Below are 22,378 nucleotides of genomic sequence, written 5' to 3' on the forward strand. Positions count from 1 at the left end.
TTTTGTGAAGTTGTTGGCTAAATAACTAGTGCAAAAGCTGTTAGCACCAAAGATTGAGTGTTAGAATGCACCACTTTATTTTTAGACAGTTAATAGGTATTCCATTGCAAGGCACTCAATTAGTAGAGTTCATCACTGAACAACTTGAAGACATGAAAGCAAAAGACATTGTTGTTTTAGATGTTGCTAAACTTTCTCCGATGGCAGACAAAATCATTGTTTGTACTGGTACGTCATCTCGTCATTGTCGCGCCGTTGCTAATAGCCTATTAGTAGAGGCTAAAAAAGCAAATATGCCTCCACTAGGTATTGAAGGCTTGAAAGAAGGTGGCTGGGTATTATTAGATATGAATGAAATCATTATTCATGTTATGGACCAAGAGCACCGTGATCTGTTCCGTCTAGAGCAACTTTGGGGCGGCGATTCAAAGCACCTAAATAACTAAATGAAAATTCAATTAGTAGCCGTTGGCACTAAAATGCCAACGTGGGTTGAAAATGGCGTACAAGAATATGTACGTCGTTTCCCAAAAGATTGCGCACTAGAAATCACTGAAATTCCCGCTGGAAAACGCGGTAAAAATGCTGATATTAAGCGTATCTTAGAAAAAGAAGGCGATTTAACCTTAGCTGCAATACCAAAAGGTAATAGAATCATTACGTTAGAAGTTGAAGGTCGTCCTTGGTCCACCCCTCACCTTGCAACAAACCTTGAGAAGTGGCAACTCGATGGTCGCAACGTCAGTATTTTAATTGGTGGCCCTGAAGGACTCGCTCCTTCATGTATTAAAGCATCAGAACAAAAATGGTCGTTATCGGCATTAACGTTACCACATCCAATGGTACGAGTAATTGTTGCGGAAGCGTTATACCGCGCTTGGAGCATTAACAATAATCATCCTTATCATCGAGAATAATAAAGCGCTCTTCTAAGCGCTTTTATTTTTAGCAGATAATTCCCCTATCTTATTGCTTTTCTATAGAGAATTAATTAAATCTATGTTCAAATGTCCGAACATATTTCCACGTTGATTGTTCATGTTTTTACGTAACCGTACTCCAATCAGAAATCAAGCGCTTGAAAATGCGCTTTTTGCTCGACGCGCTATTATTGCTTTCGTCGGCGTCATCATCTTAATGTTTGTCCTCCTGTTTAATCTCTATAACATTCAGGTGAATTCTTACGATAAATATCAAACGCAAGCGAACGGTAACCGAATCAAGGTGATCCCCATCGCACCAAACCGTGGCCTTATTTACGATCGTAATGGTACTATCCTTGCGGAAAATAAGCCCAGTCATAGCTTAGAAATCATCCCTGAAAAAACCAAAGACTTAACAGCGACTATTGATGCGCTCGAAAAATTAGTCACAATAACTGATGAAGAGCGAGAGCGATTTTTGAAATCCGCTAAACGCCAACGCCGTTTTAAAAGTATTGTATTAAAAAGCCGTTTATCGCCAAAACAAGTAGCACAACTCAGTGTTAGTTTGCATCAAATTCCTGCGGCGCGCATCGAAGCTCGGTTGAAACGTCACTATCCGTTTGCACACATTCTCACTCACGCACTCGGTTATGTCGCAAAATTAAACAAAAAAGATCAAGCACGAATTATTGCCGCGGATGAAGAAGCGACTTATGCCGCAACACGTGATATTGGCCGCTTAGGCATAGAAAAATTCTATCAAAAACTGTTACATGGCCAACCTGGTTATCGAGAAATTGAAGTGAATAATCGCGGACGAGTGGTCAGAGTCCTTAATGAAGTACCACCAGAACATGGCCAAGATCTCTATCTTAATCTAGATATTAACTTGCAGAAAAAAGCCTATCAGGAATTAGCAGGTCGCCGCGGTTCAGTGGTTGCGATTGACCCGAATAATGGCGCTGTTTTAGCCATGGTCAGTAGTCCAAGTTATGATCCAAACCTATTTGTTCATGGAATTTCTGGTAAAAACTATCGTGCATTGTTATCTGCGGATAAACCATTAATCAATCGTGCAACTCAAGGGACCTATCCTCCTGCATCAACCATTAAACAGTTGATGTCGCTAGCAGCCCTTGAAGCCAAGATAATTACTGAGAAGACATCAATCCAAGATCCTGGATGGTTTCGATTACCTAATGTAGAAAGACCTTTTCGAGATCACTTAGCTTGGGGTCACGGCAAAGTAGACGTTTATAAAGCAATGCTAAAATCATGTGATACGTTTTTCTATGATGTTGCCAACCGTTTGGGCATTGATCGCATTAGTAATTTTATGGATCGGTTTGGCTTTGGGCAAAAATCTGGGGTTGATATCTATGAAGAGAAACAAGCCATAATGCCATCACGGGCTTGGAAACGAGCGAGGCACAATCAACCATGGTACCCAGGGGATACAATCTCTCTGGGGATTGGCCAAAGCTATTGGACAGCGACGCCGATTCAGTTAGCCAACTCAACTGCTATTGTTGCCGCCTCAGGCCAATTTTTTACGCCACAATTGCTAGGTGCAAGTCAGTGGGCTAATGGACTCTTACAATTACCTGCAGACGAACGTCCGCCTGTTACGTTAAAAAATAATTATAATTGGAAGATCGCCCAAAAAGGCATGTGGGGCGTAGTAAATACGTTGGGCGGTACTGCGTATAATGTATTTAAAGGCGCTAACTATGTGTCTGCTGGTAAAACTGGTACAGCTCAGCTCATTAGCATAGCTGAAGATGAAAAATATGACGAAAATAAAATTAGTGAACGTCATCGTGATAATGCCATGTACGTTGGATACGCCCCATTCGATAAACCAGAGATTGCACTAACTGTTGTGATTGAAAATGCAGGCGGCGGCGGCAGTAGTGCAGCTCCCATTGCTCGTAAACTTTTTGACGTTTATTTAGCACAGCGCTCAACAGCCCCCTCTTTGGTAACTAACCAAAAAAATAGTCTACAAGTTAATGCAGCAGGGCACACTCAATAATGAACGACAATAAAGCGAGCTTTGCAAAACCACAATCGCTTAGCGAAAAAATTCATATTGATTTTCCACTACTAGCTGGATTGCTAGCACTAATGTGTATTTCACTGATCGTAATTTATAGCGCAAGCGGCGAGAACATGGCGATGGTAAAACACCAAGTCATCCGTATGGCCGCTTCAATCGTGGCAATGGTGATTGCGGCACAGTTTCCACCAACCTTTCTAAGACGCTGGGCCGTCCCTCTCTATTTAGTGGGTATCGGCTTATTAGTTGCTACACTGCTCTTTGGTCATGTTGGCAAAGGCGCACAGCGCTGGATTGATTTTGGTTTTGCTAAGTTTCAACCATCTGAAGCAATGAAACTTATCTTACCGATAATGATCGCCAATTACATTACGCGCTATGCGCTACCAGCAAAGCTAAAGCACGTTATCATTAGTACTATATTAATAGGTATCCCTGTTTTTTTAATTTACAAACAGCCTGATCTTGGTACATCAATCTTAGTGGGAAGTTCCGGAATTTTTGCCTTATTTTTAGCGGGCATGAGCTGGCGAATTATAGGTTCTTTAGTGATCGCCGCTATCCCCTTCTCGTTCATGATGTGGAGTTTTTTTCTACACGATTATCAGAAACGACGGGTATTAACGTTCTTAAATCCCGAACTTGATCCTTTAGGTAATGGTTATCATATTATTCAGTCAAAGATTGCCATTGGTTCAGGTGGTTTAGAAGGTAAAGGTTGGCTCAATGGTACTCAATCACAGCTTGAGTTTTTACCTGAACGCCATACCGACTTTATTTTCTCGGTGCTTAGTGAAGAGTTTGGTCTCTTTGGCGTCGTCGCGCTGCTGTGCGTTTATCTATTTATAATGGCCCGTTGTCTATTTATTGCTAACAACGCCCAAGAGCCATTTTCAAAAATCCTTGCAGGGGCTATTACTTTAACTTTCTTTGTTTATTTATTTGTAAACATCGGCATGGTTTCCGGATTACTTCCTGTGGTTGGTGTTCCTCTGCCACTGGTGAGTTACGGCGGTACATCAATGATTACATTAATGAGCGGCTTCGGCATTATTATGGCCATTCAAACTCACCGAAAGTTTAATCGATAAATGATGAAGCAATTAACCATTAAAAAAATTACGATAGCGACTGTTATTTTTTCGCTCGGCGCTTGTACGTTTATGCCTAGCGAGTCTCGATATGACATCGCGCAAGACCACGCACCAGACAGGTTACCTACTGGCGATGAAATAACCGATCTTACGCCTGAATATATCCCCCCTTCCCGCTGGGCAAATAGTGACTATGAAGTGCGCGGAAAGCATTACCAAGTCTTAAAAGACGCGAACGGGTATAAAGCACAAGGTATTGCATCATGGTATGGCAAGAAATTTCATGGTCATGACACATCCAATGGCGAAGTATTTAACATGTATGGCTTATCAGCTGCTCATAAGACCCTGCCAATTCCAAGCTTTGTTAAAGTCACTAATCTTGAGAATAATTTAAGTACGGTGGTTAGGGTTAATGATCGTGGCCCATTCCATCCAGATCGCATTATCGATTTATCTTACGGCGCCGCCTATAAATTAGGCGTATTAAAACACGGAACAGCTAAAGTTTCGGTTGAGATCATTACGCCACCAAAACCAATATCATTTGAACAACCGCCTTGTTTTATTCAGTTGGCTGCGAACTCAAACAAGCAACGCGCTAATGAAATATTGGCAAGCGAGTCTCAAAAATATAACCTCGAGTATCGCCTTGAATCTGTTGGTAAAATTAATCGATTATTATTGGGACCCATTGCGAACTTAACGCGCTGTGAACTGGTCTTAAAAAAAGTGCAATTTAATTTCCCAAAAGCATTTATCAAAATGCCTTAATTAGTTAGTATTGCGAATCTAATTATCGCGTTATGCGCCCTTTTCTCTTATTACGGTTACGTTTTTTATATGATTAAATTTTCTCGCTACATCAAACAGGCTTCCACTGTGGCTCTTATGCTAATTTCAGCAAACACATTGGCTGCGACGAAAATAATTCCAAACCAACCGACGGTTGCCGCCAAAGGTTATATTTTAGTCGATCAGGTTACTGGCAAGATATTAGCTGCAGAGAATGAGCATGAATTATTGGCTCCAGCAAGTTTAACCAAATTGATGACCAGTTTTATCATTGGCCGTGAACTTAAAAATGGAAACTTAAAAAATAGCGACCTCGTTACCGTTAGTGAAAATGCGTGGGCAAAGAATTTCCCTGATTCTTCAAAAATGTTTATTGAAGTTGGTAAAGAGATTTCCATTAGCGACCTTAATCGCGGTATCGTTATTCAATCAGGCAACGATGCTTGTGTTGCCATGGCAGAACACATCGCCGGTACAGAAGACGGCTTCGCTGACATTATGAACAATGTGGCCAGTGAACTTGGCATGACAAATAGTTTCTTTGAAAATAGTCATGGACTGGACAGCACAGAGCATAAAACAACCGCCTATGATATGGCATTACTTGCGCGTGCGATCATCAGTGAAACGCCAGAAGAATATGCACTCTATAAAGAAAAATTCTTTACTTACAACAATATAAAACAAGCGAACCGCAATAGTTTGTTGTGGGATAAAAGCATGAATGTCGATGGCATGAAAACAGGCCATACATCAAAAGCTGGTTATAGTTTGGTATCGTCTGCGACTAAAGACAACATGCGATTAATCTCAGTTGTTATGGGTGCTAAAAGTGCACGAGCTCGTGCGAGTGAAAGTAAAAAGGTGTTAAATTACGGCTTTCGATTTTTTGAAACTGTCACCCCATACCAAGCGGGTCATGAATTTGCATCACAACGAGTTTGGTACGGTGCAAGTGACGAAGTAAAACTTGGGATCACAGAATCAACGCCATTAACGATTCGTCGCGGCCAAAGTAAAAATTTAAAAGCAAGTTTTGAATTATCAACGGAACTTGAAGCGCCAATTGCCAAAGGCACAACAGTAGGCAAAGTATTTATTCAACTTGATGGTAAAGACATTGCAAGTTATCCACTTGTTACGCTTGATGAAGTGGAACAAGGCAGTTGGTTCAAACGCACGATGGATTACTTTAAGCAAATGATTGATGGTTGGTTTAGCTAATTATTAGCCTCGTTTCTTAAAAAGCCACTTTTCAGTGGCTTTTTTAATGCCTAAAAACCAAATGGATATAACATATACCCACCAATAGCTCGGAAAAACGACTATTAAATGACACTTTCTACTGACATCTATCTTAGGGTTTAAAACGGTCTTGAAAGTTAAGCGTTACCCTTCAAACTCTATTTTTGCGGCCGTTTCACGAGCTGTCACCGAACACCACTCATACCAATTGCATTAAGTAAGTGAGCTTGTTGTGCGTAGAGAAAATCAGCTAAAACAAGGCGCTCGATTGACTAATAGCTGGCTATTAGGAGTGAGAGCAACGCCATTTTAGTTAATTTTAACAAGTACAAGTGGGCAAATATTTAATGCTATTGGTATCACACCAGTATAGCTATCAAACACTATGAAATAAGCAGTTAACATAATAGTTATCATTAATTTTTCAATCATCCGATCTGCACGACTACATCCAACTTTTCGCCCTTAGTGCTAGCCCCCGCATAGATGATCAGTTAAGATAGCTCGAATTTTTTGGGCTCCCCGTAAGATGCCCAAAATACCGACAATTGGTGAGCTTGCGCTAAACTTCGCTATCTTCATTCAACGTCGTGTATTAACCTATCAATAAAGACAAGCATGACTTGTCATCCTAACTAAGTGTTGGAGACTACAATGGACACTAAATTTGATGAACTGTTAGATTTTCCGTGTGAATTCGGATTTCGTATCATGGGCGATGCAACAGACCAGTTGCCTGTAAGTGTTGAAGTCGTTCTAGAAGAATTGGTACCAAACGCCTATAAGCGTCTGCCAGGTGTAAGAACAAGTAGTAGTGGTAAATATCACTCTATATCATACTCGCTTACAGTAACGAGCAAAGAACACATAGAAAGCTTGTACAAAGCACTTTCAAATATCGATATCGTACGTTACGTTCTATAGTTTTCGAGGTTATATGACTGAACAATCACCACAACAACCAATCGTCTATCGCTATCTAGGTGAACGCGACTACGAACGTGTATGGCATGCAATGCAAGCGTATACCGATAATCGTCATGCGCAATCTCGCGACGAAATTTGGTTTGTTGAGCATCCACCCGTATTCACTCAAGGCCAAGCAGGCAAAGAGGAACACATGTTGTTTGCTGGTGATATACCAGTTGTAAAGGTTGATCGTGGCGGTCAAGTAACGTATCACGGTCCGGGCCAGTTAGTGGCTTACTTTCTCCTCGATATTAAACGTTTAAAAATTGGGGTTCGTGAACTAGTTACTCGTATTGAGCAATCATTAGTTGAGTTATTAGCGAGTTACGATATCAACGCTTATCCTAAGGCTGATGCCCCTGGTGTTTATGTTGACGAAAAGAAAATCGCATCATTAGGTTTACGGATTCGAAAAGGATGTTCTTTTCACGGTTTAGCACTTAACGTCGATATGGACTTATCGCCTTTTAAACAAATTAATCCATGTGGTTATGCTGGACTAGAAATGATTCAAGTCAGTGACTATAGCAACGTTGATCAGGTCAACCGCGTACAGCAGGATCTCATGCCAATTATTACCAAACTGTTAGATTACAGTGAGGTTAAAGAAATTACAGGATTTAACAATGACGAAGGTTAAACAATCTACGCTTGTCGCTGGTGAGAAATTACGTGATGCTGACAAGCTTGCGTACATTCCAGTTAAAATTGTTGAGCAAGAAAAAGCAGAAGTACTAAGAAAGCCAAAATGGCTGCGCGTAAAGTTGCCAAGTAGCTCGGCACGTATCGATGAAATAAAAGGCGCGATGCGCAAACATAATCTAAATTCGGTCTGTGAAGAAGCATCTTGTCCAAATTTATCTGAATGTTTTAACCACGGTACAGCGACCTTTATGATTTTGGGCGCTATTTGTACTCGTCGTTGCCCATTCTGTGATGTTGCCCATGGCCGTCCTTTACCAGTAAGTGCAGAAGAGCCAACTAAACTTGCGGCGACTATTAAAGACATGAAGCTAAAGTATGTCGTTATCACATCGGTTGACCGTGATGACCTTCGCGACGGCGGTGCTCAACATTTTGCTGACTGTGTTCGTGAAATTCGCGCGGCTGTGCCAGAGATTAAAATTGAAATTCTAGTACCTGATTTTAAAGGTCGTATGGACAAGGCATTAGATATTCTTGCTACTGAGCCACCAGACGTTTTAAATCACAATCTAGAAACAGCGCCACGTTTATATCGTGAAGTTCGACCTGGTGCTCATTATAAAAACTCACTATTGTTGCTTGAGCGTTTCAAAGAGATGCACCCTCAAGTGACAACGAAATCAGGCTTAATGATGGGACTTGGTGAGACTAATGAAGAAATTGTTGAAGTGCTAAAAGATTTACGCGCTCACAATGTAGATATGCTAACACTAGGTCAGTATTTGCAACCAAGTAAGCATCATCTTCCTGTTGTACGCTACGTACCACCGAGTGAATTTGATGAGCTGGGTGATATCGCCCGAGAGCTTGGTTTTACCCACGCAGCAAGTGGTCCTATGGTGCGCTCTAGTTACCACGCTGACCTTCAAGCCGCTGGCAAAGAAATCAAATAACACTGCACACTCTATAGCAAACAATAAAAGGCAACCTCGGTTGCCTTTTTTATAACCAATACCCACTCCGACCAGCCAACACTCGCTATCCAAATGGTTAAAATACCGTTATTATTAGCGCAGCTTTGACATTTTATGTCTTTCCACTGAAATCACAAAGAGTACTTCATGAAATTTTTACCGAATTTATTTGCGAACAACGTGCAATGGGCTCAACAAGTTGAACAACAAGAGCCAGGATTCTTTAAATCACTTAGCGATCAACAAAACCCAGAATATTTATGGATTGGTTGTGCTGACTCTCGTGTACCGGCCAATGAAATTGTTGGATTAAAACCGGGAGAGCTTTTTGTTCATCGTAACGTTGCAAACTGTGTTGTGCATACCGATTTAAATTGTTTATCAGTTATTCAATACGCTGTTGAAGTTTTGAAGGTAAAACACATTATCGTGACAGGTCATTACGGGTGTGGCGGTATCAACTCAGCCATGAATAACGCAAAGTTTGGTTTAGTGGATAATTGGCTACGACATATCAAAGATGTGCAACATAAACACAGTGCTCATTTGAAAACCTTTTCTGATCCTGTTGCTAAGCAAGATCGCTTAACTGAATTACATGTTATCGAGCAAGTGATGAACGTCGCTCACACTTCAATTGTTCAAGATGCTTGGTCTCGAGGCCAAGAGCTGCAACTTCATAGTTGGATATATAGCTTGAAAGATGGCAAGTTGACCGACTTAGATACGTGTATTTCAAGTGCAGAAGAAGCCACTGGCACCTATTTAGCGGCGATTGAAAAATTGACCTCAAAATAACATCTAATTAACATTAAGGGCTATACAAGTTGTAAATTATTGTTACACTGTAGGTAATTGATTCAGGGAGTGAATCAACGCAGTACATTTCACCCCGTGAGATTGGAATTATGGATGATGCAACCTAAAACACAGCTGCTGCTGATCTACATAACACTGACATGCTTACTCATTACGCTCGGATTGTTTTTCCAACCCAAGTTACTTTGGCTAGCCCTGCCGTTTGTTCTTATTGTTATTTATTCAAGTTTAGATATTTGGATTCCACGCGTAGCGTTCTCGCCATTAGATAACAGCAGCCAAGAACCAACGATTGATGAAGATGTGCTTATTGATGATTTTGAATGTAAAAATCATGTTGAGTCTGAGACACAAGATAATGGTGTACCAAGCTTTGAGAATTTTCAGCACATGAAAAAAGCATTAGCCAGCCACCAGAAAAGATTTCCAGAAGCAAAAGTACACCCCGATAAAATCCTCGACGAACACTAACCAAACTCTATTTTCAAATTTGTTTGCATTCTGCAAATAACACGCCGATAAATTCCCTCTATTCGCAAAGGTATAAAATTAAACAATTGATTTTTAATGTAATTTAAATCTTGGAATGATCCCTGCTCTATTACGTTATACCAACAATAGCATTCTCTCGTTGTTAAAACATTACGCGAAAAACGTCAAGAAGAATAATGACAGCAATAACGCAATGTTGGTAACCAATCTAAGCTGATGGAGCACAGTCTATGATAACGCCAGTCATTCTTGTTGAAAGTGAGCAAATAACAAATGCTCAACGACTCATTACCGATACAATGGAGTTAGTGTGTCCGTTGGATTGTCATTCACCAATCATCTTTTGTCACAGCAAATTTCATCGAGCCATTAAAAAAGTCGTTGAACAACTAAATATCGATGCCACGATATTATGCGCGCCAAGTGAACGAGGCAGCGCTATTGCTTTGACATGTGCCGCTCAAATGAGCTTACTCCAACAAGACAAAGCCACGTTAGCCATCTTTCATCATTGGCAACCAATCGCAGATTTTGACGCATTCGAGCATTCATTGTGCCTTGGTGCCCAGTTAACCGATGAAAATTATCTTGTCACTCTCGACAATCGAGTTAACTGCCAATTCTTTGCACAGCCATCTCAGATTAATAGTTGGATGATTGATGCAGCACAGCTGATTGATATCATGAATATTCATTTTCCAACTACATTCGATAATTGCCGAAAAGCACTGCAAAGTGAGCCGCTTTCAGCTAATTCAAAAACATTGAGATTAGCCTCTCAATACTTTAACGCTTGCCCATCGTTGATAGTAGATAACGCTATTTTTCCATTAGTTGCGCAACGAGTCGACATTCCGTTAACAACGCGTTGGAACACGTTCCTTACAGACAATGGTTTAAGCCATCAATTGTCTTCGCTATTTAACACCAACAAACGCAAGTCAGATCAGGGGAAATAACATGGATACACTAACTTGTTTTCAATCATCTCAAATCAGCGGTATTGTCCATAAAGACATTGATGAACATATTGCCTATCGATTAGGCGTTGCCGTCGCAACCTATCTAGATGCGAAATGTTTAGTGGTTGGCGGTGACAATAGATTATCGACACCATCATTAAAACTAGCATTGGTTAAGGGCATCAAAAATTGTGGCTGTAATGTAATCGATATTGGCGTGTGCGGCACGGAAGAGCTGACGTTTGCTAATACCGTTAGTCAGGCAGATGGCGGAATCATGATTACAGGAGGCTCTCAACCTAAAGTATTTAATGGTTTTAAAATTGTCGACCAGAAAAATCAGTTTATTTGTCAAAAGAAACATTTCGATATATTGCAGCAATCAATTTTACACCATGAGCCACCTATACCTAAAAAAGCGGGTAAACTCGTCTATCAAAACTATATCAAATCTTATGTTCAGCAAATTTTGAGCTTTATCCAAACAGATACCATCAAACCACTACGTATTGTTGTCAACGCAGGCAATGGTATGGCAGGTAATGTGATTAATGCATTAGAGAGTGCGTTTCTAGCACAACAAATACCGATTCAACTGATAAAACTTAACAATCAGCCAGATGGTGAATTTCCGCATGGTGCGCCAAACCCCGAGTTAGCACATCATCAACATAAAACCAGTGATGCAGTCAAGCGCCATCATGCCGATCTCGGACTCGCATGGGATGGTGATTTTAGCCGCTGTTTCTTTTTTGATGCGCAAGGTAACCTCGTTGAACACTATTACATTGTCGCGTTACTTGCCCAACAATTTGCCACTAAGCAGCTTGCCCCAAAAATTGTCCATGATTCGCGGCTAATGTGGAATACCGTCGACACGGTATCAAAATTAGGTGGCGAGACAATCGAGTGTCATACAGGTCAAATGCCAATGACTCGCGTTATGCGCCAAGAGCACGCTGTCTACGCAGGCGCGACTGATGCGCATCATTATTTTAAAGATTTCTTTTATTGTGAAAGTAGCATGATTCCTTGGCTCATGGTTTGTGAACTAATATCTACAACCAACAGTAGCCTCAGTGATCTTATCAATCAGCAAATGTTGGCTTATCCAACCTCTGGTGAGATCGACAGTAAGATAACGCAGCCAAAGACCTTGCTAAGCGATATAGAACAGCAGCTCGCAGCTCAAGCGCTAGAAATTAAACACACCGATGGCTTAATGATGTCTTTTCGTAATTGGCGCTTTAGTCTTTGCCAGTCTTCTCCTCATTCATCGTTAAAACTCAATGTTGAAAGTAGAGGTGACGTGGCATTAGTGCAGCAACAAACTAATTATCTAATGCAAATTATTCAAGCGTACTGATATAACGATCGTCTATCCGGGCCTTTTATTTAAAAGAGGCCCACGATCATTTAATACTTGTCAATTAAGCAAAATTTTTGACAGTTCTGAATAATTTGATGTGCTTATGAAATTCATCTGCTTATTTGAAATAAGCGTTAAGCACACCAGTTACTTTTCTTTGCGTCGCCAAAGAAAAGTAACCAAAAGAAAGGCGACCCGTAGGTTTAGCGTTGATTCTTAAATGATAAATTTCCTGTTCAATAACATATTTGATCCGCATTTCGGCAACGGCTCCTGCGTTGCTCTACTTCCTGCGTCCATGCAGTCATACCAATTGCATTAAGTAAGTGATCTTGTTGTGCGTAGAGAAAATCAGCTAAAACAAGGCGCTCGATTGACTAATAGCTGGCTATTAGGATTGAGAGCAACGCCATTTTAGTTAATTTTAACAAGTACAAGTGGGCAAATATTTAATGCAATTGGTATCACCTGCGGCAAATACTCAAAAGCTTGTCTGGAACAAGCTTTAGCTGGCCTCAAAGAGGTGAGCACATGGAATGTACGAATCAAAATCGTCCCTGATTTTTGCATTGATCAATTTCTAATTTAAGACGCTATACGACGGGAGTTGACCACACTTTGAGTCTACTAAAAACCTTAACCGATCGGCATTACCACCATCATTGGTTTATATTATGGAGGAATTGTGATTAGATTAAATAATGTAGAAAGCAAGGATTTGAATAATAATGAAAAATTTTAAAGTTTGGTTATTGATAATAAGCACATCATTGAGTTTTTCAATCAATGCCTCGACTAAAGAACCACAGCCTTTACACCTATACTTAGATGCCGACTTTACCACGATGTCTGCGGCAGCAAACGCAATTGAACTGGGCATTAACACCGCTTTAAGCGAAGAAAATCATCAAGTAAATGGCTACCAAATAAAAATTATTACGAAAAATCACCGCGGAAACTCTCGTCGAAGTGCCAAACATTTACAGCAATTCATTGAAGATAAGAACGCGATTGCAGTATTTGGTGGGTTACATTCTCCTCCGCTGCTTTCAAATAAAGACTTTATTAATCAGCAGCAAATATTAACATTAGTTCCATGGGCAGCAGCGGGTCCTATTACGCGGAGTACAAACCAAGAGAACTGGATTTTCAGACTATCAATTGACGATAGCAACGCCGGTGAATTCATTATCAACCAAGCGTTAAATCAAGGATTTAAAAAGCCTTATTTGTTGCTAGAAAATACAGGTTGGGGCCATTCCAATCTCAAAAAGATGTCTCAAGCTCTGCGTAATAAGAACATCCAAGGCGTTGGCGTAAAACGATTCAATTGGGGATTAAACAATAGTCAAGCAAGGTTAATTTTACATGATATTGTCGCTGTTAAGCCAGATGTCATCATATTTGTTGGCAACTCACCAGAAGGCATTATTTTTGCCAAAGAGCTAGCCGCATTAAATTCAGGGATCACTATCCGCAGTCACTGGGGAGTTACTGGCGGCAACTTTGCCCGTCAAGTCACCATTAAAGAACGAGACATTATCAACCTACAGTTTATTCAAACAAAGTTTTCATTTATCTCTTCTCCGCCAACGCCCAAAAGCAAACGAGTTTTTAATTTGTTAACACAGATATCATCTATCACAGCTCCAAAAGACATTCCTGCAACTGCCGGTTTTATCCATGCTTATGATCTCACGCGTCTATTCATTGGCGCACTAAAACAAGTACAACTTACAGGTGATAAAACAATCGACAGCAAGGCGCTGCATCAAGCATTAGAAAATTTAGAAGCGCCAGTCAGTGGCTTAATAAAGACATACCACAAGCCATTTAGTCAATATTCCCAACAACACAGTAATGCCCACGAAGCGTTAGATAGCGCTGATTATCGCATGGGCTTTTATGATGCAGACAATGCTATTCGTCTCATTAATTTAGATAGCGAGTTACAAAAGCAATGAAGAAAATTTCAATTTCGTTTGCCATGGCAAGGTTTATTTTCGTAAGTTACCTTGCCCTCGCCTTATTGACGTCATTTATTGTGGTGAGCCAGGCCGTAAAATCGGTTGACCAGCAGCAACAAACGTTTGTGAAATTAGAAACAGATACCATCAGTAAAAGTTATCGTCAATTTTTAACCAATCATCAAATGATTCTCAGGGAACAAAGTGAGCACCCATTAATCATTCAATCAATGATGCAAAGTGATGTTAATCGGTTAAAGATTGCAGAATATTTTAGCCACTTAAAGTTTTTAGGGCGTCAACATCAACTCAGTTTACTCGATTTTCAAGGGCAGTTTATTTACGCGACTCACGGCAACGCTGCATTTTATCATGACGATGCGAGTTGGGTCCAATCACTGCTAAATGGCTCACAAACCCAACATATTGCCATCAAGAAAGTGGAAAACAATTATTATTGGGTACTTGCACAAACCGTTCGATATCATGGCGAAGTAGAAGGGATATTAACAGTTTCGATAGCAGTAGATGCGCTTATTAAAACAATAGGCGCACCACAAGGGCTCGCTATAAAACTCCTTTACAACAATGAATTAATAGCGAGTTTCGGTACTGTAGATAACGGCATTACTCGTCATATAGATTGGGCTATTGACGGACTTTCATTAATTTTTGTTTATGATGATACGTCCATAAATCAGGCAATAGACCAGCTTATTATCCAGCTTACTGTGCTTATTGTTATCGCAATACTCATTATTTCTGGCTTGGCTTTTTATTATGGACGACGCTACATTGTAAGTCCGGTGTTGGGTTTAGCTAAAGCAACAAACTCATTAGAATACGGTGATGTTTACGAACCTCTCAAGACAGAGATAAAAATCAAAGAATTAGCGACATTAACCAAGAACTTTAATCAAATGAGTCAAACCATTCGTCACCGTGAACAAGCGCTATTAACGAGCAAGCAAGAATTAGAACAAAGCCATAAGGATTTACAAGAAAGTGAAGCACAGCGGATTCAAAATGAAAAAATGGCAAGCTTAGGTGTATTGGTGGCGGGTGTAGCGCATGAAATAAATAACCCGATAGGCTTTGTTAAAAGCAATATTGATACACTCCAGCATTATTGGTCTGATATAAGACAACTATTGGACGAGCTAAATTCACTCCCTGGCGCGCCCGAATTGTCACAAAAAATAGCTGAAATTTACGCAAAGTATGATGCTGCGTTTATTATCGACGACATAAACCCTCTCATCGATAGCACCAACGACGGCATCTTTCGTGTTACAGAAATCATCAAAAGCCTCAAAACATTTGCTCGTAATGACTCTCCTGACAAGGTGCTTTCAGATATCAATGAAGGGGTAAGCGCGACCTTGGTGATGGCGCAAAACGAATTAAAATATCATTGTGATATTGACGTTGATTTATGCACCGTCCCCGCCACCTTAATGTTTCCAAGTAAAATTAATCAAGTGCTCATGAACCTGCTATTAAATGCAGGACAGGCAATTGAAGGTAAAGGAAAAATATCAGTCTCGACAGGTGTCAGTGGTAATAACATCTTTGTTAAAATAACGGATGACGGTATGGGGATCGAAAAAGAAAAGTTAGCCCAAATTTTTATGCCTTTTTATACATCCAACCCCGTGGGTCAAGGCACCGGACTTGGACTTTCCATTAGCCATCGCATTATAGAGCAACACGATGGCAAGATTGAGGTAGAATCGACTGTCGGTCAAGGCAGTTGCTTCACCGTTTATCTACCAATTCTCAGTCCTAACTAATTTGTTTTTTACCTAAGTAGTGCATCGCACTGCGCTCTAATTTGAGATATAGCGACAATGGCAATAATCTCAATAGTGCGCCGCCTAGCGTAATAACAGTGCGTTTGGGCTCTTGGAATAGAATCCTCATATCACAGCAAAGTGCTTTAACAATAAGGCTCAATCCGAGCCATTTTTCGTTACTTTGAATAGCACGTCTAGCCATGTATCGTAATTGATAAGCTTTTGCCAAACGATGATAGCGTTTGAAAAAAGCCGGCGCTTTATCCCTATTAAGTTCAACCGCTTTTTTCCAACATGCAAATTGCCGCTCAATATTGGCGGACAAACCGCCTTGATTGACGCGATAAAACGTTAACGGCACTTCAATCCCCTCAAACTTCCATTGAGTAACTAATGCAATTCGCGTCCAAAACTCAATGTCTTCTGATTGATTCAATGACTCGTTGAAGTACATTTTACGATAGCGGTTACTCCCCTTGTCGTAATACGCAACTTCTTCTAACAGAGAGCGTCGAATAACTGGACTTGAGCCATTACCAACGGGATTTCGGCAAAATACATGCTGCGTGGAAATGTCATGTAATTTAGGAAACTGACCAATACCTAGCAATTGATTTTGCTCATCAACAAACAGTGATGGCGAATAACTCACTCCCACCAGCGGACGTGAGTTCAAATGCTTTACATGCTGTTTTAGTTTATCACTTGCCCAATAATCATCTGCATCAAGTAACGCGACGTATAAACCTCTAGACACATCTATCCCAGTATTACGTGCGCCAGATAAACCGCGATTGGCTTGTGAAATAACGCGAATTCGATGATCTTTGTACTTGTTAACAATAGCCAAGGTATTGTCGGTACAGCCATCATCCACCAAAATCAGCTCAAGTTGCCTTAAGGACTGTTCAAGCACAGAGTCAATACATGTGACAATATATGCTTCAACATTAAACATCGGCACAACCACTGACACGATAGGAACATTATTAATATTCATGGCGAACTCCCCTTTTAAAACGCAAAATAGTTTTATTGACAACTGGCGCACAAAACACGACAAAACAACATACACAGCTACTCAATAGCATCACATAAGCAAATGCTAGTGGCTGTTGCGGACTGAGGGTGACTAATAGTATTACGCTAATTAACAAGCAAATCAGACGAACAACGATTTCTGCAGTGAACTGAGCCTGTGCGCGACTGAGACAACAACGAGTATCAAGCAGTAGCGCAGGCACTGCAACTAAACACATAACAGATACGACAAACGTCATCTCTTGCCATTTTTCGTCAAATAATAGTGGTAAATAAATTGGAACGGCGCAGGCCTGTACAACAAAAATAATGGCAACAGCTATTGCTATCACATACACCATCAGCAAATGATTAGTGAGTGTGCCGACACGCTGCAATTTACACAAAAATGGATAGAGCGCCGCATTGAATACATTGCCAATAGACTGACTGAGCCCAATACCTGCGTTTTTCGCAAAACTATAATAACCAAATAGTTCTGGCGACATCACCTTAGCGGCTATAAAAGTATCGAGGTGTAAACGTAAGCTTTTTAGCAGCTCACTACTAAAAATCTGGCCTGATCGTGACAGCAACAATTTTAACGTTGGCCAATGCCATTGCCATAAAAAACGAGGGGTGGGCACCTTTATAAACAGCACTAACCACAACACTGAAAATACTAACTTTCCATAAGCAACCGCCATAATATCCGCTTTATACCAAGCAAATAGCGCGATAGATAAGTTTTCTGCACTAACACATAAGCCATGGCGGATACCGAAACCACGCATGTTATTAGCCCGTTGCATTAAAAACACGCGCACACTAACCCAAGGGTATAACAGATAGGTTAGCGACATGACATAGAGTAACTGCGCAATATCGGGATTGTTGTACCAATTGGCAACGATACCGGCCCCAATAAGCTGCACAGACAGCATTAGTAGACAGATCCCCCATTGAATAATGGTTCCGTTTTGAACATAGCGTGAAAGTTGTGTGTCGCTACAGCGGATAATTTGTGGGCCAGCGCCGGCCTTTAAAAATAATGAAAATAATTCATGACAGGCTAAAGCAAGCATTGCTGTACCGTAAGAGACTGGAGACAGCATAAAAGCTAAAACAATAATGGTAACAACGCGCGATAATTTCGCTAAAATCTCGGCGCCAAATAACCATGCCGTATTAGAAAATAACAACGACATTGGCCGTAACAATTGCTTTAAATAAACTGACATAACATGAAATCCTTAACAAGGTGTATTCATGTCAATTCAACTATTGTTCCACCCTTAGAACTAAATATAAAAAACTACAAATCAACGACCTAACCAACAACACCCATTATGCAAAGTACTCACAATTGCGTATTGCAACACGTCGGTTCATCATTTTTGCAATTTAAAAATAGTCTTATCAATTGTGCTCATTGAGCTCATCACTTGATTCCTGCCATTGCTGGATCTTACGATAAAGCGTAGAAGGGCTTACTTCTAGTTCACTAGCCGCTTTGACCACATTACCACTGCAACGTTTAATCGTTTGCGTAATCGCTCTGCGCTCTATTTCTGCTAACGATAATTGTCCATCATCATGGCTTGACGGCATTTCAGCGCGTTTGTCATCACTAGCAACAGCGCGATGATTTGAAGCTTGGTGAGGCATGCTGGCACCACGCGCTTCCAATTGACTCGCAATGATTTTTTTTGAAATCATTGGACCTTGTGACATCACAACCGCGCTATGAATAACATTTTGTAATTGACGGACATTTCCTGGCCAGGAATAATCTGAGATTAGTTGCTCAGCATCAGTAGAAAAACCGGCAAAACTCTTATCTTCCACATCACTATAATGATGTAAAAAATGCTCTGCTAATTTTAATCCATCGTGCTCTCGTTCACTTAGCGGCGGCATGTAAAGCGAGATGACATTTAGACGATAATAGAGATCTTCTCGAAGCTTGTTATCTTGAATAGCCAGTTGCGGCTCTCGATTCGTCGCACACACAAAACGAATATCAGCGTGCTCTTCTTTACCACTGCCAACTTTCTGGAATTTTCCATCTTGAATAAAACGCAGCAGCTTTGCTTGCAGGTTAATATCCATTTCGCCAATTTCATCTAAAAATAACGTACCGCCGTTAGCTAAAGATGCTGCACCGTCTCGATTAGAAACGGCACCAGAAAATGCGCCTTTTACGTGACCAAATATTTCGGACTCCATTAATTCACTTGGAATCGCCGCACAATTTAACGCAATAAATGGTTTTTCAGCACGCTTGCTTAATTGATGTATCGCTTGAGCAGCAACCTCTTTTCCTGAGCCACTAGGTCCTGTAATAAAAACAGATGCCTGACTTGGCGCACATTGCTCGATAGAAGAATAAACAAATTGCATGGCGACTGAATCACCAATAAACCCTTCAAAATTTTCTTTACGGTAATATTGATATTGCTCAATAGTACGGCGCATTAATGTGCGTTCAGCTAAGACTTGTTGGAGCTGAAGAGCCTGCTTAAGCTTAATAATTAGTTCATAATTATCCCAAGGTTTTTGCAGGTATCCCCAGATATGACCACTGTTAATCGCGCCGAGCACCATGTCCATATCGGCATAGCCAGTAAGTACAATACGTACGGTTTCTGGTGTCAATTTAGCAACTTGAGTGAGTAACTCATTACCATCCATTTCAGGCATGCGCATATCGGTTACAATGACATCTACAGGGGAGTGCTCAATAATTTCGAGGGCTTCTTTACCGCTATTGGCAGTTAGAACATCAGCATCTAACTTTCGTGCTATACGTGACAGGGAACGAAGAACATCAGGCTCATCATCAACAAATAATACTCGTGCGCGGTTTATATTTTCCATAATCTCACCTTAATTAAGTGATGCGCCTTTCCCTAATGAACACAACATAACGCTTGGTAATACTTCTAACCCGCGGGGTAAATGGCAACAACGTAATGATTCGATTATGTATTAAAAAGTGACTAAAAACAAAACTTTAAAAATGAAAAATCGCGGTGGCCTCATAGCCTACCGCGATGGATGAAAAAACAATAAGTGATATTAAGCTAAAATTGCTTGTAGCTTCTCTTTAAATTTCTCCCCTAGATTAGCGTCACGTAGGCCATATTCTACGAATGCATTCATGTAACCTAGTTTGCTACCGCAATCGTGAGAGCGCCCAGACATATGAAAAGCTTCCACCATTTCATGATGAATTAATTTCTCTATTGCATCAGTTAGCTGAATTTCATCGCCTGCGCCTGCTGGGGTATTTTCAAGTAATGCCCAAATTGCACTAGATAAAACATAGCGCCCTACCACTGCTAAATTGGATGGAGCCTCCTCTATTGCAGGCTTTTCAACCACTCGAATTATGGGTCTAGAAGCTCCTGCCTCTAATTTGCAACCGTTACAGTCAGCAACACCGTATTGGCTCACCAGCACTCTAGGAACAGGCTCTACCATCACTTGACTGATTTGATTGTCATTATATCTGGCCAACATCGCCGCTAAATTCTCCTTTCTTAGATCAGCAGATGCTTCATCAATAATCACATCAGGTAGCACAACTGCAAAAGGTTCATCGCCAACAATAGGACGGGCTTTTAATACCGCATGCCCTAGCCCTTTTGCTTCGCCCTGTCGTACCTGAATAATCGTCACGTCTGAAGGACAAATTGAGTGAATTTCATCAAGCAATTGACGCTTAAAACGCTGTTCTAAGGTGCTTTCTAGCTCAAAAGACTTATCAAAATGATTTTCAACGGCATTCTTAGAAGAATGAGTTACTAATACGATTTCTTTAATACCAGCAGCGATACATTCGTTGACGATATATTGAATCATTGGCTTATCGACAATCGGCAGCATTTCTTTGGGAATTGCTTTGGTCGCAGGTAACATTCTCGTACCAAGACCTGCAACCGGGATCACTGCTTTCTTTACTCTATTGTTGGCTAAACCGTTCATGATAGTCACCTTTGTCCTTGCTAAATGTAGCGAATCAAATATCAAATCAATTTATCGTTTAACACTACATAGCGACATCCGTGCCATTTTACCAAGTCATTGTTTCAAAATAATAAAGTTTAAATTCCTATCATTTAAATCCTCAGAATTTTGCATCTTGCAATGCGCAGCACTAATAAATGCTCGTATTTTGCAAAACAACACAGTCCAGCAACGTTACGCCAAAAAATTAAACAATATAAATCAACGGATTAATAAAATTTAATGAACAGGAATACTACTTGCTATCAGGTTTAGGGATTATAAATTCAACTGACAGGACGCACTATGATTGAAGCACCTTTTCAAGCAGAAAAAAAAGCATCGCGCCATACAACGCTGGTATTTAGCATTGCCTTAAATGGATATCAGTGGCGTTACTTTAAGCACCTTGCGTCGCATCGTACCTATGCCCAAAAGCACGGTTATCACTATGAAGTCGTCTCCAAGCCATTTTATTCACCGATGGGTATCAACTGCTGCTGGCTCAAATTGACCTTAATGTACACGGCACTACGCGCAGGATACCAACAAGTAATGTTTGTTGACGCAGATGCTTTTATAAATGATACCTGCCCGCCCCTAAACACACTCTTTGTGCCTGCAAAATCAATCTACATGGCCAAAGGCTATTCTCATCGCTTTAACTCTGGCGTTATGATTATTAGAAACTGCCCTCAGGCTCGTAATTGGTTGAAGCGTATTATCACCCATCGCCATGACAAAGTAGAGCCGCAATATGATGTTGGTTGGGGAGAAAATAGTCATGTCATCAGCCATAGCGAAGGATGTCGATTTGTTAAAGAAATCCCGCAAGAATGGAATAACACCAGCAGCGATTACCTAACGGATTTCATTAGACACCGCAATTATGGCCCGCTTCGCAGTGGCTCATTTGAACGAGCAACACATTACCTGATGTTTGTATTGGCCAACAAAATCGCAAAATTACAGCGCTTGTTTACCAAAAAACGTAAAACGTCTCGCCGCGATGATTTGTTACTCGAACAAACCCAAAAAACGTTGCACAACTTTCCCAACTTTTGTCATCGCGCCATCAATAAGTCGCCGCAAATCACCAGCTCACCGCTTAATTCACGCCTCGCAAAATGAAAATGGATTTCTATTCTGCGAGTAAATTAAATACTCAGCAAACCAAAAAAAACTACAAAACAACACAAATTCAACGACTTAATTAAAATAAAAATAATGGCACA

At 40.6% G+C, this 22,378-nt stretch carries 20 protein-coding genes; 16 read left to right on the top strand and 4 right to left on the bottom strand.

Going from position 1 to position 22,378, the window contains the following annotated elements; translation table 11 throughout:
• Positions 1-65 precede the first annotated feature (65 nt).
• The 15 genes from rsfS to ACMAZF_RS12105 all read left to right on the top strand — a co-directional run bounded on the left by rsfS (position 66) and on the right by ACMAZF_RS12105 (position 16,109).
• A complete protein-coding gene (gene rsfS / locus ACMAZF_RS12035; protein WP_435274060.1) occupies positions 66-446 on the top strand; it encodes a ribosome silencing factor in 381 nt (126 codons plus the stop codon).
• On the top strand, positions 447-917 hold the full coding sequence (gene rlmH / locus ACMAZF_RS12040) for a 23S rRNA (pseudouridine(1915)-N(3))-methyltransferase RlmH (RefSeq protein WP_435274061.1): 471 nt from the start codon (positions 447-449) through the stop codon (positions 915-917).
• Between the two features lie 121 nt (positions 918-1,038).
• Positions 1,039-2,961: a penicillin-binding protein 2 gene (mrdA, locus tag ACMAZF_RS12045; RefSeq protein WP_435274062.1), complete on the top strand. Its 1,923-nt coding sequence runs from the start codon at positions 1,039-1,041 to the stop codon at positions 2,959-2,961.
• Positions 2,961-4,076: a rod shape-determining protein RodA gene (gene rodA / locus ACMAZF_RS12050; protein ID WP_435274063.1), complete on the top strand. Its 1,116-nt coding sequence runs from the start codon at positions 2,961-2,963 to the stop codon at positions 4,074-4,076. The genes mrdA and rodA overlap by 1 nt, the downstream gene beginning before the upstream one ends.
• Positions 4,077-4,853, top strand: coding sequence for a septal ring lytic transglycosylase RlpA family protein (locus ACMAZF_RS12055; RefSeq protein WP_435274064.1), 777 nt, complete (start codon positions 4,077-4,079; stop codon positions 4,851-4,853). It begins immediately after the preceding gene.
• 117 nt (positions 4,854-4,970) lie between these two features.
• Positions 4,971-6,098, top strand: a complete 1,128-nt coding sequence (locus tag ACMAZF_RS12060; RefSeq protein ID WP_435277238.1) for a serine hydrolase — start codon at positions 4,971-4,973, stop codon at positions 6,096-6,098.
• Between the two features lie 675 nt (positions 6,099-6,773).
• Positions 6,774-7,043, top strand: coding sequence for a DUF493 family protein YbeD (gene ybeD / locus ACMAZF_RS12065; protein ID WP_435277239.1), 270 nt, complete (start codon positions 6,774-6,776; stop codon positions 7,041-7,043).
• 13 nt (positions 7,044-7,056) lie between these two features.
• On the top strand, positions 7,057-7,728 hold the full coding sequence (gene lipB, locus ACMAZF_RS12070) for a lipoyl(octanoyl) transferase LipB (protein ID WP_435274065.1): 672 nt from the start codon (positions 7,057-7,059) through the stop codon (positions 7,726-7,728).
• Positions 7,715-8,686 (top strand): lipoyl synthase, encoded by a 972-nt coding sequence (gene lipA / locus ACMAZF_RS12075; protein WP_435274066.1) that lies wholly within the window; start codon positions 7,715-7,717, stop codon positions 8,684-8,686. Before lipB ends, lipA begins: the two co-directional genes overlap by 14 nt.
• Before the next feature lie 168 nt (positions 8,687-8,854).
• On the top strand, positions 8,855-9,505 hold the full coding sequence (gene can, locus ACMAZF_RS12080) for a carbonate dehydratase (protein WP_435274067.1): 651 nt from the start codon (positions 8,855-8,857) through the stop codon (positions 9,503-9,505).
• Positions 9,506-9,619: 114 nt separating this feature from the next.
• The gene (locus ACMAZF_RS12085; protein ID WP_435274068.1) at positions 9,620-9,997 is read left to right on the top strand and encodes a hypothetical protein; all 378 of its coding nucleotides are present in this window, start codon (positions 9,620-9,622) and stop codon (positions 9,995-9,997) included.
• Between the two features lie 251 nt (positions 9,998-10,248).
• Entirely contained in the window at positions 10,249-10,977 is a 729-nt protein-coding gene (locus ACMAZF_RS12090) for a hypothetical protein (RefSeq protein WP_435274069.1), read from the top strand.
• A gap of 1 nt (position 10,978) precedes the next feature.
• Positions 10,979-12,346 carry a phosphomannomutase CpsG gene (locus ACMAZF_RS12095; protein ID WP_435274070.1) on the top strand — a complete coding sequence of 456 codons (1,368 nt, stop codon included), beginning with the start codon at positions 10,979-10,981 and terminating at the stop codon, positions 12,344-12,346.
• Positions 12,347-13,077: 731 nt separating this feature from the next.
• Positions 13,078-14,313, top strand: coding sequence for an ABC transporter substrate-binding protein (locus tag ACMAZF_RS12100; RefSeq protein WP_435274071.1), 1,236 nt, complete (start codon positions 13,078-13,080; stop codon positions 14,311-14,313).
• Positions 14,310-16,109 carry an ATP-binding protein gene (locus ACMAZF_RS12105; RefSeq protein WP_435274072.1) on the top strand — a complete coding sequence of 600 codons (1,800 nt, stop codon included), beginning with the start codon at positions 14,310-14,312 and terminating at the stop codon, positions 16,107-16,109. Before ACMAZF_RS12100 ends, ACMAZF_RS12105 begins: the two co-directional genes overlap by 4 nt.
• Here the strand turns inward: ACMAZF_RS12105 and ACMAZF_RS12110 are convergent.
• From ACMAZF_RS12110 to galU, 4 genes are all read right to left on the bottom strand, one after another.
• Entirely contained in the window at positions 16,102-17,112 is a 1,011-nt protein-coding gene (locus ACMAZF_RS12110; protein ID WP_435274073.1) for a glycosyltransferase family 2 protein, read from the bottom strand. The genes ACMAZF_RS12105 and ACMAZF_RS12110 overlap by 8 nt on opposite strands.
• The gene (locus ACMAZF_RS12115; RefSeq protein WP_435274074.1) at positions 17,102-18,373 is read right to left on the bottom strand and encodes an oligosaccharide flippase family protein; all 1,272 of its coding nucleotides are present in this window, start codon (positions 18,371-18,373) and stop codon (positions 17,102-17,104) included. The genes ACMAZF_RS12110 and ACMAZF_RS12115 overlap by 11 nt, the downstream gene beginning before the upstream one ends.
• Positions 18,374-18,551: 178 nt before the next feature.
• Positions 18,552-20,012 (bottom strand): sigma-54-dependent transcriptional regulator, encoded by a 1,461-nt coding sequence (locus tag ACMAZF_RS12120; RefSeq protein WP_435274075.1) that lies wholly within the window; start codon positions 20,010-20,012, stop codon positions 18,552-18,554.
• A 201-nt stretch (positions 20,013-20,213) separates the two neighbouring features.
• Positions 20,214-21,122 carry a UTP--glucose-1-phosphate uridylyltransferase GalU gene (galU, locus tag ACMAZF_RS12125; RefSeq protein WP_435274076.1) on the bottom strand — a complete coding sequence of 303 codons (909 nt, stop codon included), beginning with the start codon at positions 21,120-21,122 and terminating at the stop codon, positions 20,214-20,216.
• A gap of 327 nt (positions 21,123-21,449) precedes the next feature.
• On the opposite strand from galU, the gene ACMAZF_RS12130 reads away from it, so the two are divergent.
• Positions 21,450-22,274: a hypothetical protein gene (locus ACMAZF_RS12130; RefSeq protein ID WP_435274077.1), complete on the top strand. Its 825-nt coding sequence runs from the start codon at positions 21,450-21,452 to the stop codon at positions 22,272-22,274.
• The last annotated feature ends 104 nt before the right edge of the window (positions 22,275-22,378 follow it).

Source organism: Psychrobium sp. nBUS_13 (assembly GCF_051201665.1).
In the GTDB taxonomy this organism is placed as follows: domain Bacteria; phylum Pseudomonadota; class Gammaproteobacteria; order Enterobacterales; family Psychrobiaceae; genus Psychrobium.

Excerpts from the sequence above, each read along its gene's own strand:
- rsfS (WP_435274060.1), top strand. The coding sequence starts at position 66 with ATGCACCACTTTATTTTTAGACAGTTAATAGGTATTCCATTGCAAGGC.
- rlmH (WP_435274061.1), top strand. The coding sequence starts at position 447 with ATGAAAATTCAATTAGTAGCCGTTGGCACTAAAATGCCAACGTGGGTT.
- mrdA (WP_435274062.1), top strand. The coding sequence starts at position 1,039 with ATGTTTTTACGTAACCGTACTCCAATCAGAAATCAAGCGCTTGAAAAT.
- rodA (WP_435274063.1), top strand. The coding sequence starts at position 2,961 with ATGAACGACAATAAAGCGAGCTTTGCAAAACCACAATCGCTTAGCGAA.
- ACMAZF_RS12055 (WP_435274064.1), top strand. The coding sequence starts at position 4,077 with ATGATGAAGCAATTAACCATTAAAAAAATTACGATAGCGACTGTTATT.
- ACMAZF_RS12060 (WP_435277238.1), top strand. The coding sequence starts at position 4,971 with ATGCTAATTTCAGCAAACACATTGGCTGCGACGAAAATAATTCCAAAC.
- ybeD (WP_435277239.1), top strand. The coding sequence starts at position 6,774 with ATGGACACTAAATTTGATGAACTGTTAGATTTTCCGTGTGAATTCGGA.
- lipB (WP_435274065.1), top strand. The coding sequence starts at position 7,057 with ATGACTGAACAATCACCACAACAACCAATCGTCTATCGCTATCTAGGT.
- lipA (WP_435274066.1), top strand. The coding sequence starts at position 7,715 with ATGACGAAGGTTAAACAATCTACGCTTGTCGCTGGTGAGAAATTACGT.
- can (WP_435274067.1), top strand. The coding sequence starts at position 8,855 with ATGAAATTTTTACCGAATTTATTTGCGAACAACGTGCAATGGGCTCAA.
- ACMAZF_RS12085 (WP_435274068.1), top strand. The coding sequence starts at position 9,620 with ATGATGCAACCTAAAACACAGCTGCTGCTGATCTACATAACACTGACA.
- ACMAZF_RS12090 (WP_435274069.1), top strand. The coding sequence starts at position 10,249 with ATGATAACGCCAGTCATTCTTGTTGAAAGTGAGCAAATAACAAATGCT.
- ACMAZF_RS12095 (WP_435274070.1), top strand. The coding sequence starts at position 10,979 with ATGGATACACTAACTTGTTTTCAATCATCTCAAATCAGCGGTATTGTC.
- ACMAZF_RS12100 (WP_435274071.1), top strand. The coding sequence starts at position 13,078 with ATGAAAAATTTTAAAGTTTGGTTATTGATAATAAGCACATCATTGAGT.
- ACMAZF_RS12105 (WP_435274072.1), top strand. The coding sequence starts at position 14,310 with ATGAAGAAAATTTCAATTTCGTTTGCCATGGCAAGGTTTATTTTCGTA.
- ACMAZF_RS12110 (WP_435274073.1), bottom strand. The coding sequence starts at position 17,112 with ATGAATATTAATAATGTTCCTATCGTGTCAGTGGTTGTGCCGATGTTT.
- ACMAZF_RS12115 (WP_435274074.1), bottom strand. The coding sequence starts at position 18,373 with ATGTCAGTTTATTTAAAGCAATTGTTACGGCCAATGTCGTTGTTATTT.
- ACMAZF_RS12120 (WP_435274075.1), bottom strand. The coding sequence starts at position 20,012 with ATGGAAAATATAAACCGCGCACGAGTATTATTTGTTGATGATGAGCCT.
- galU (WP_435274076.1), bottom strand. The coding sequence starts at position 21,122 with ATGAACGGTTTAGCCAACAATAGAGTAAAGAAAGCAGTGATCCCGGTT.
- ACMAZF_RS12130 (WP_435274077.1), top strand. The coding sequence starts at position 21,450 with ATGATTGAAGCACCTTTTCAAGCAGAAAAAAAAGCATCGCGCCATACA.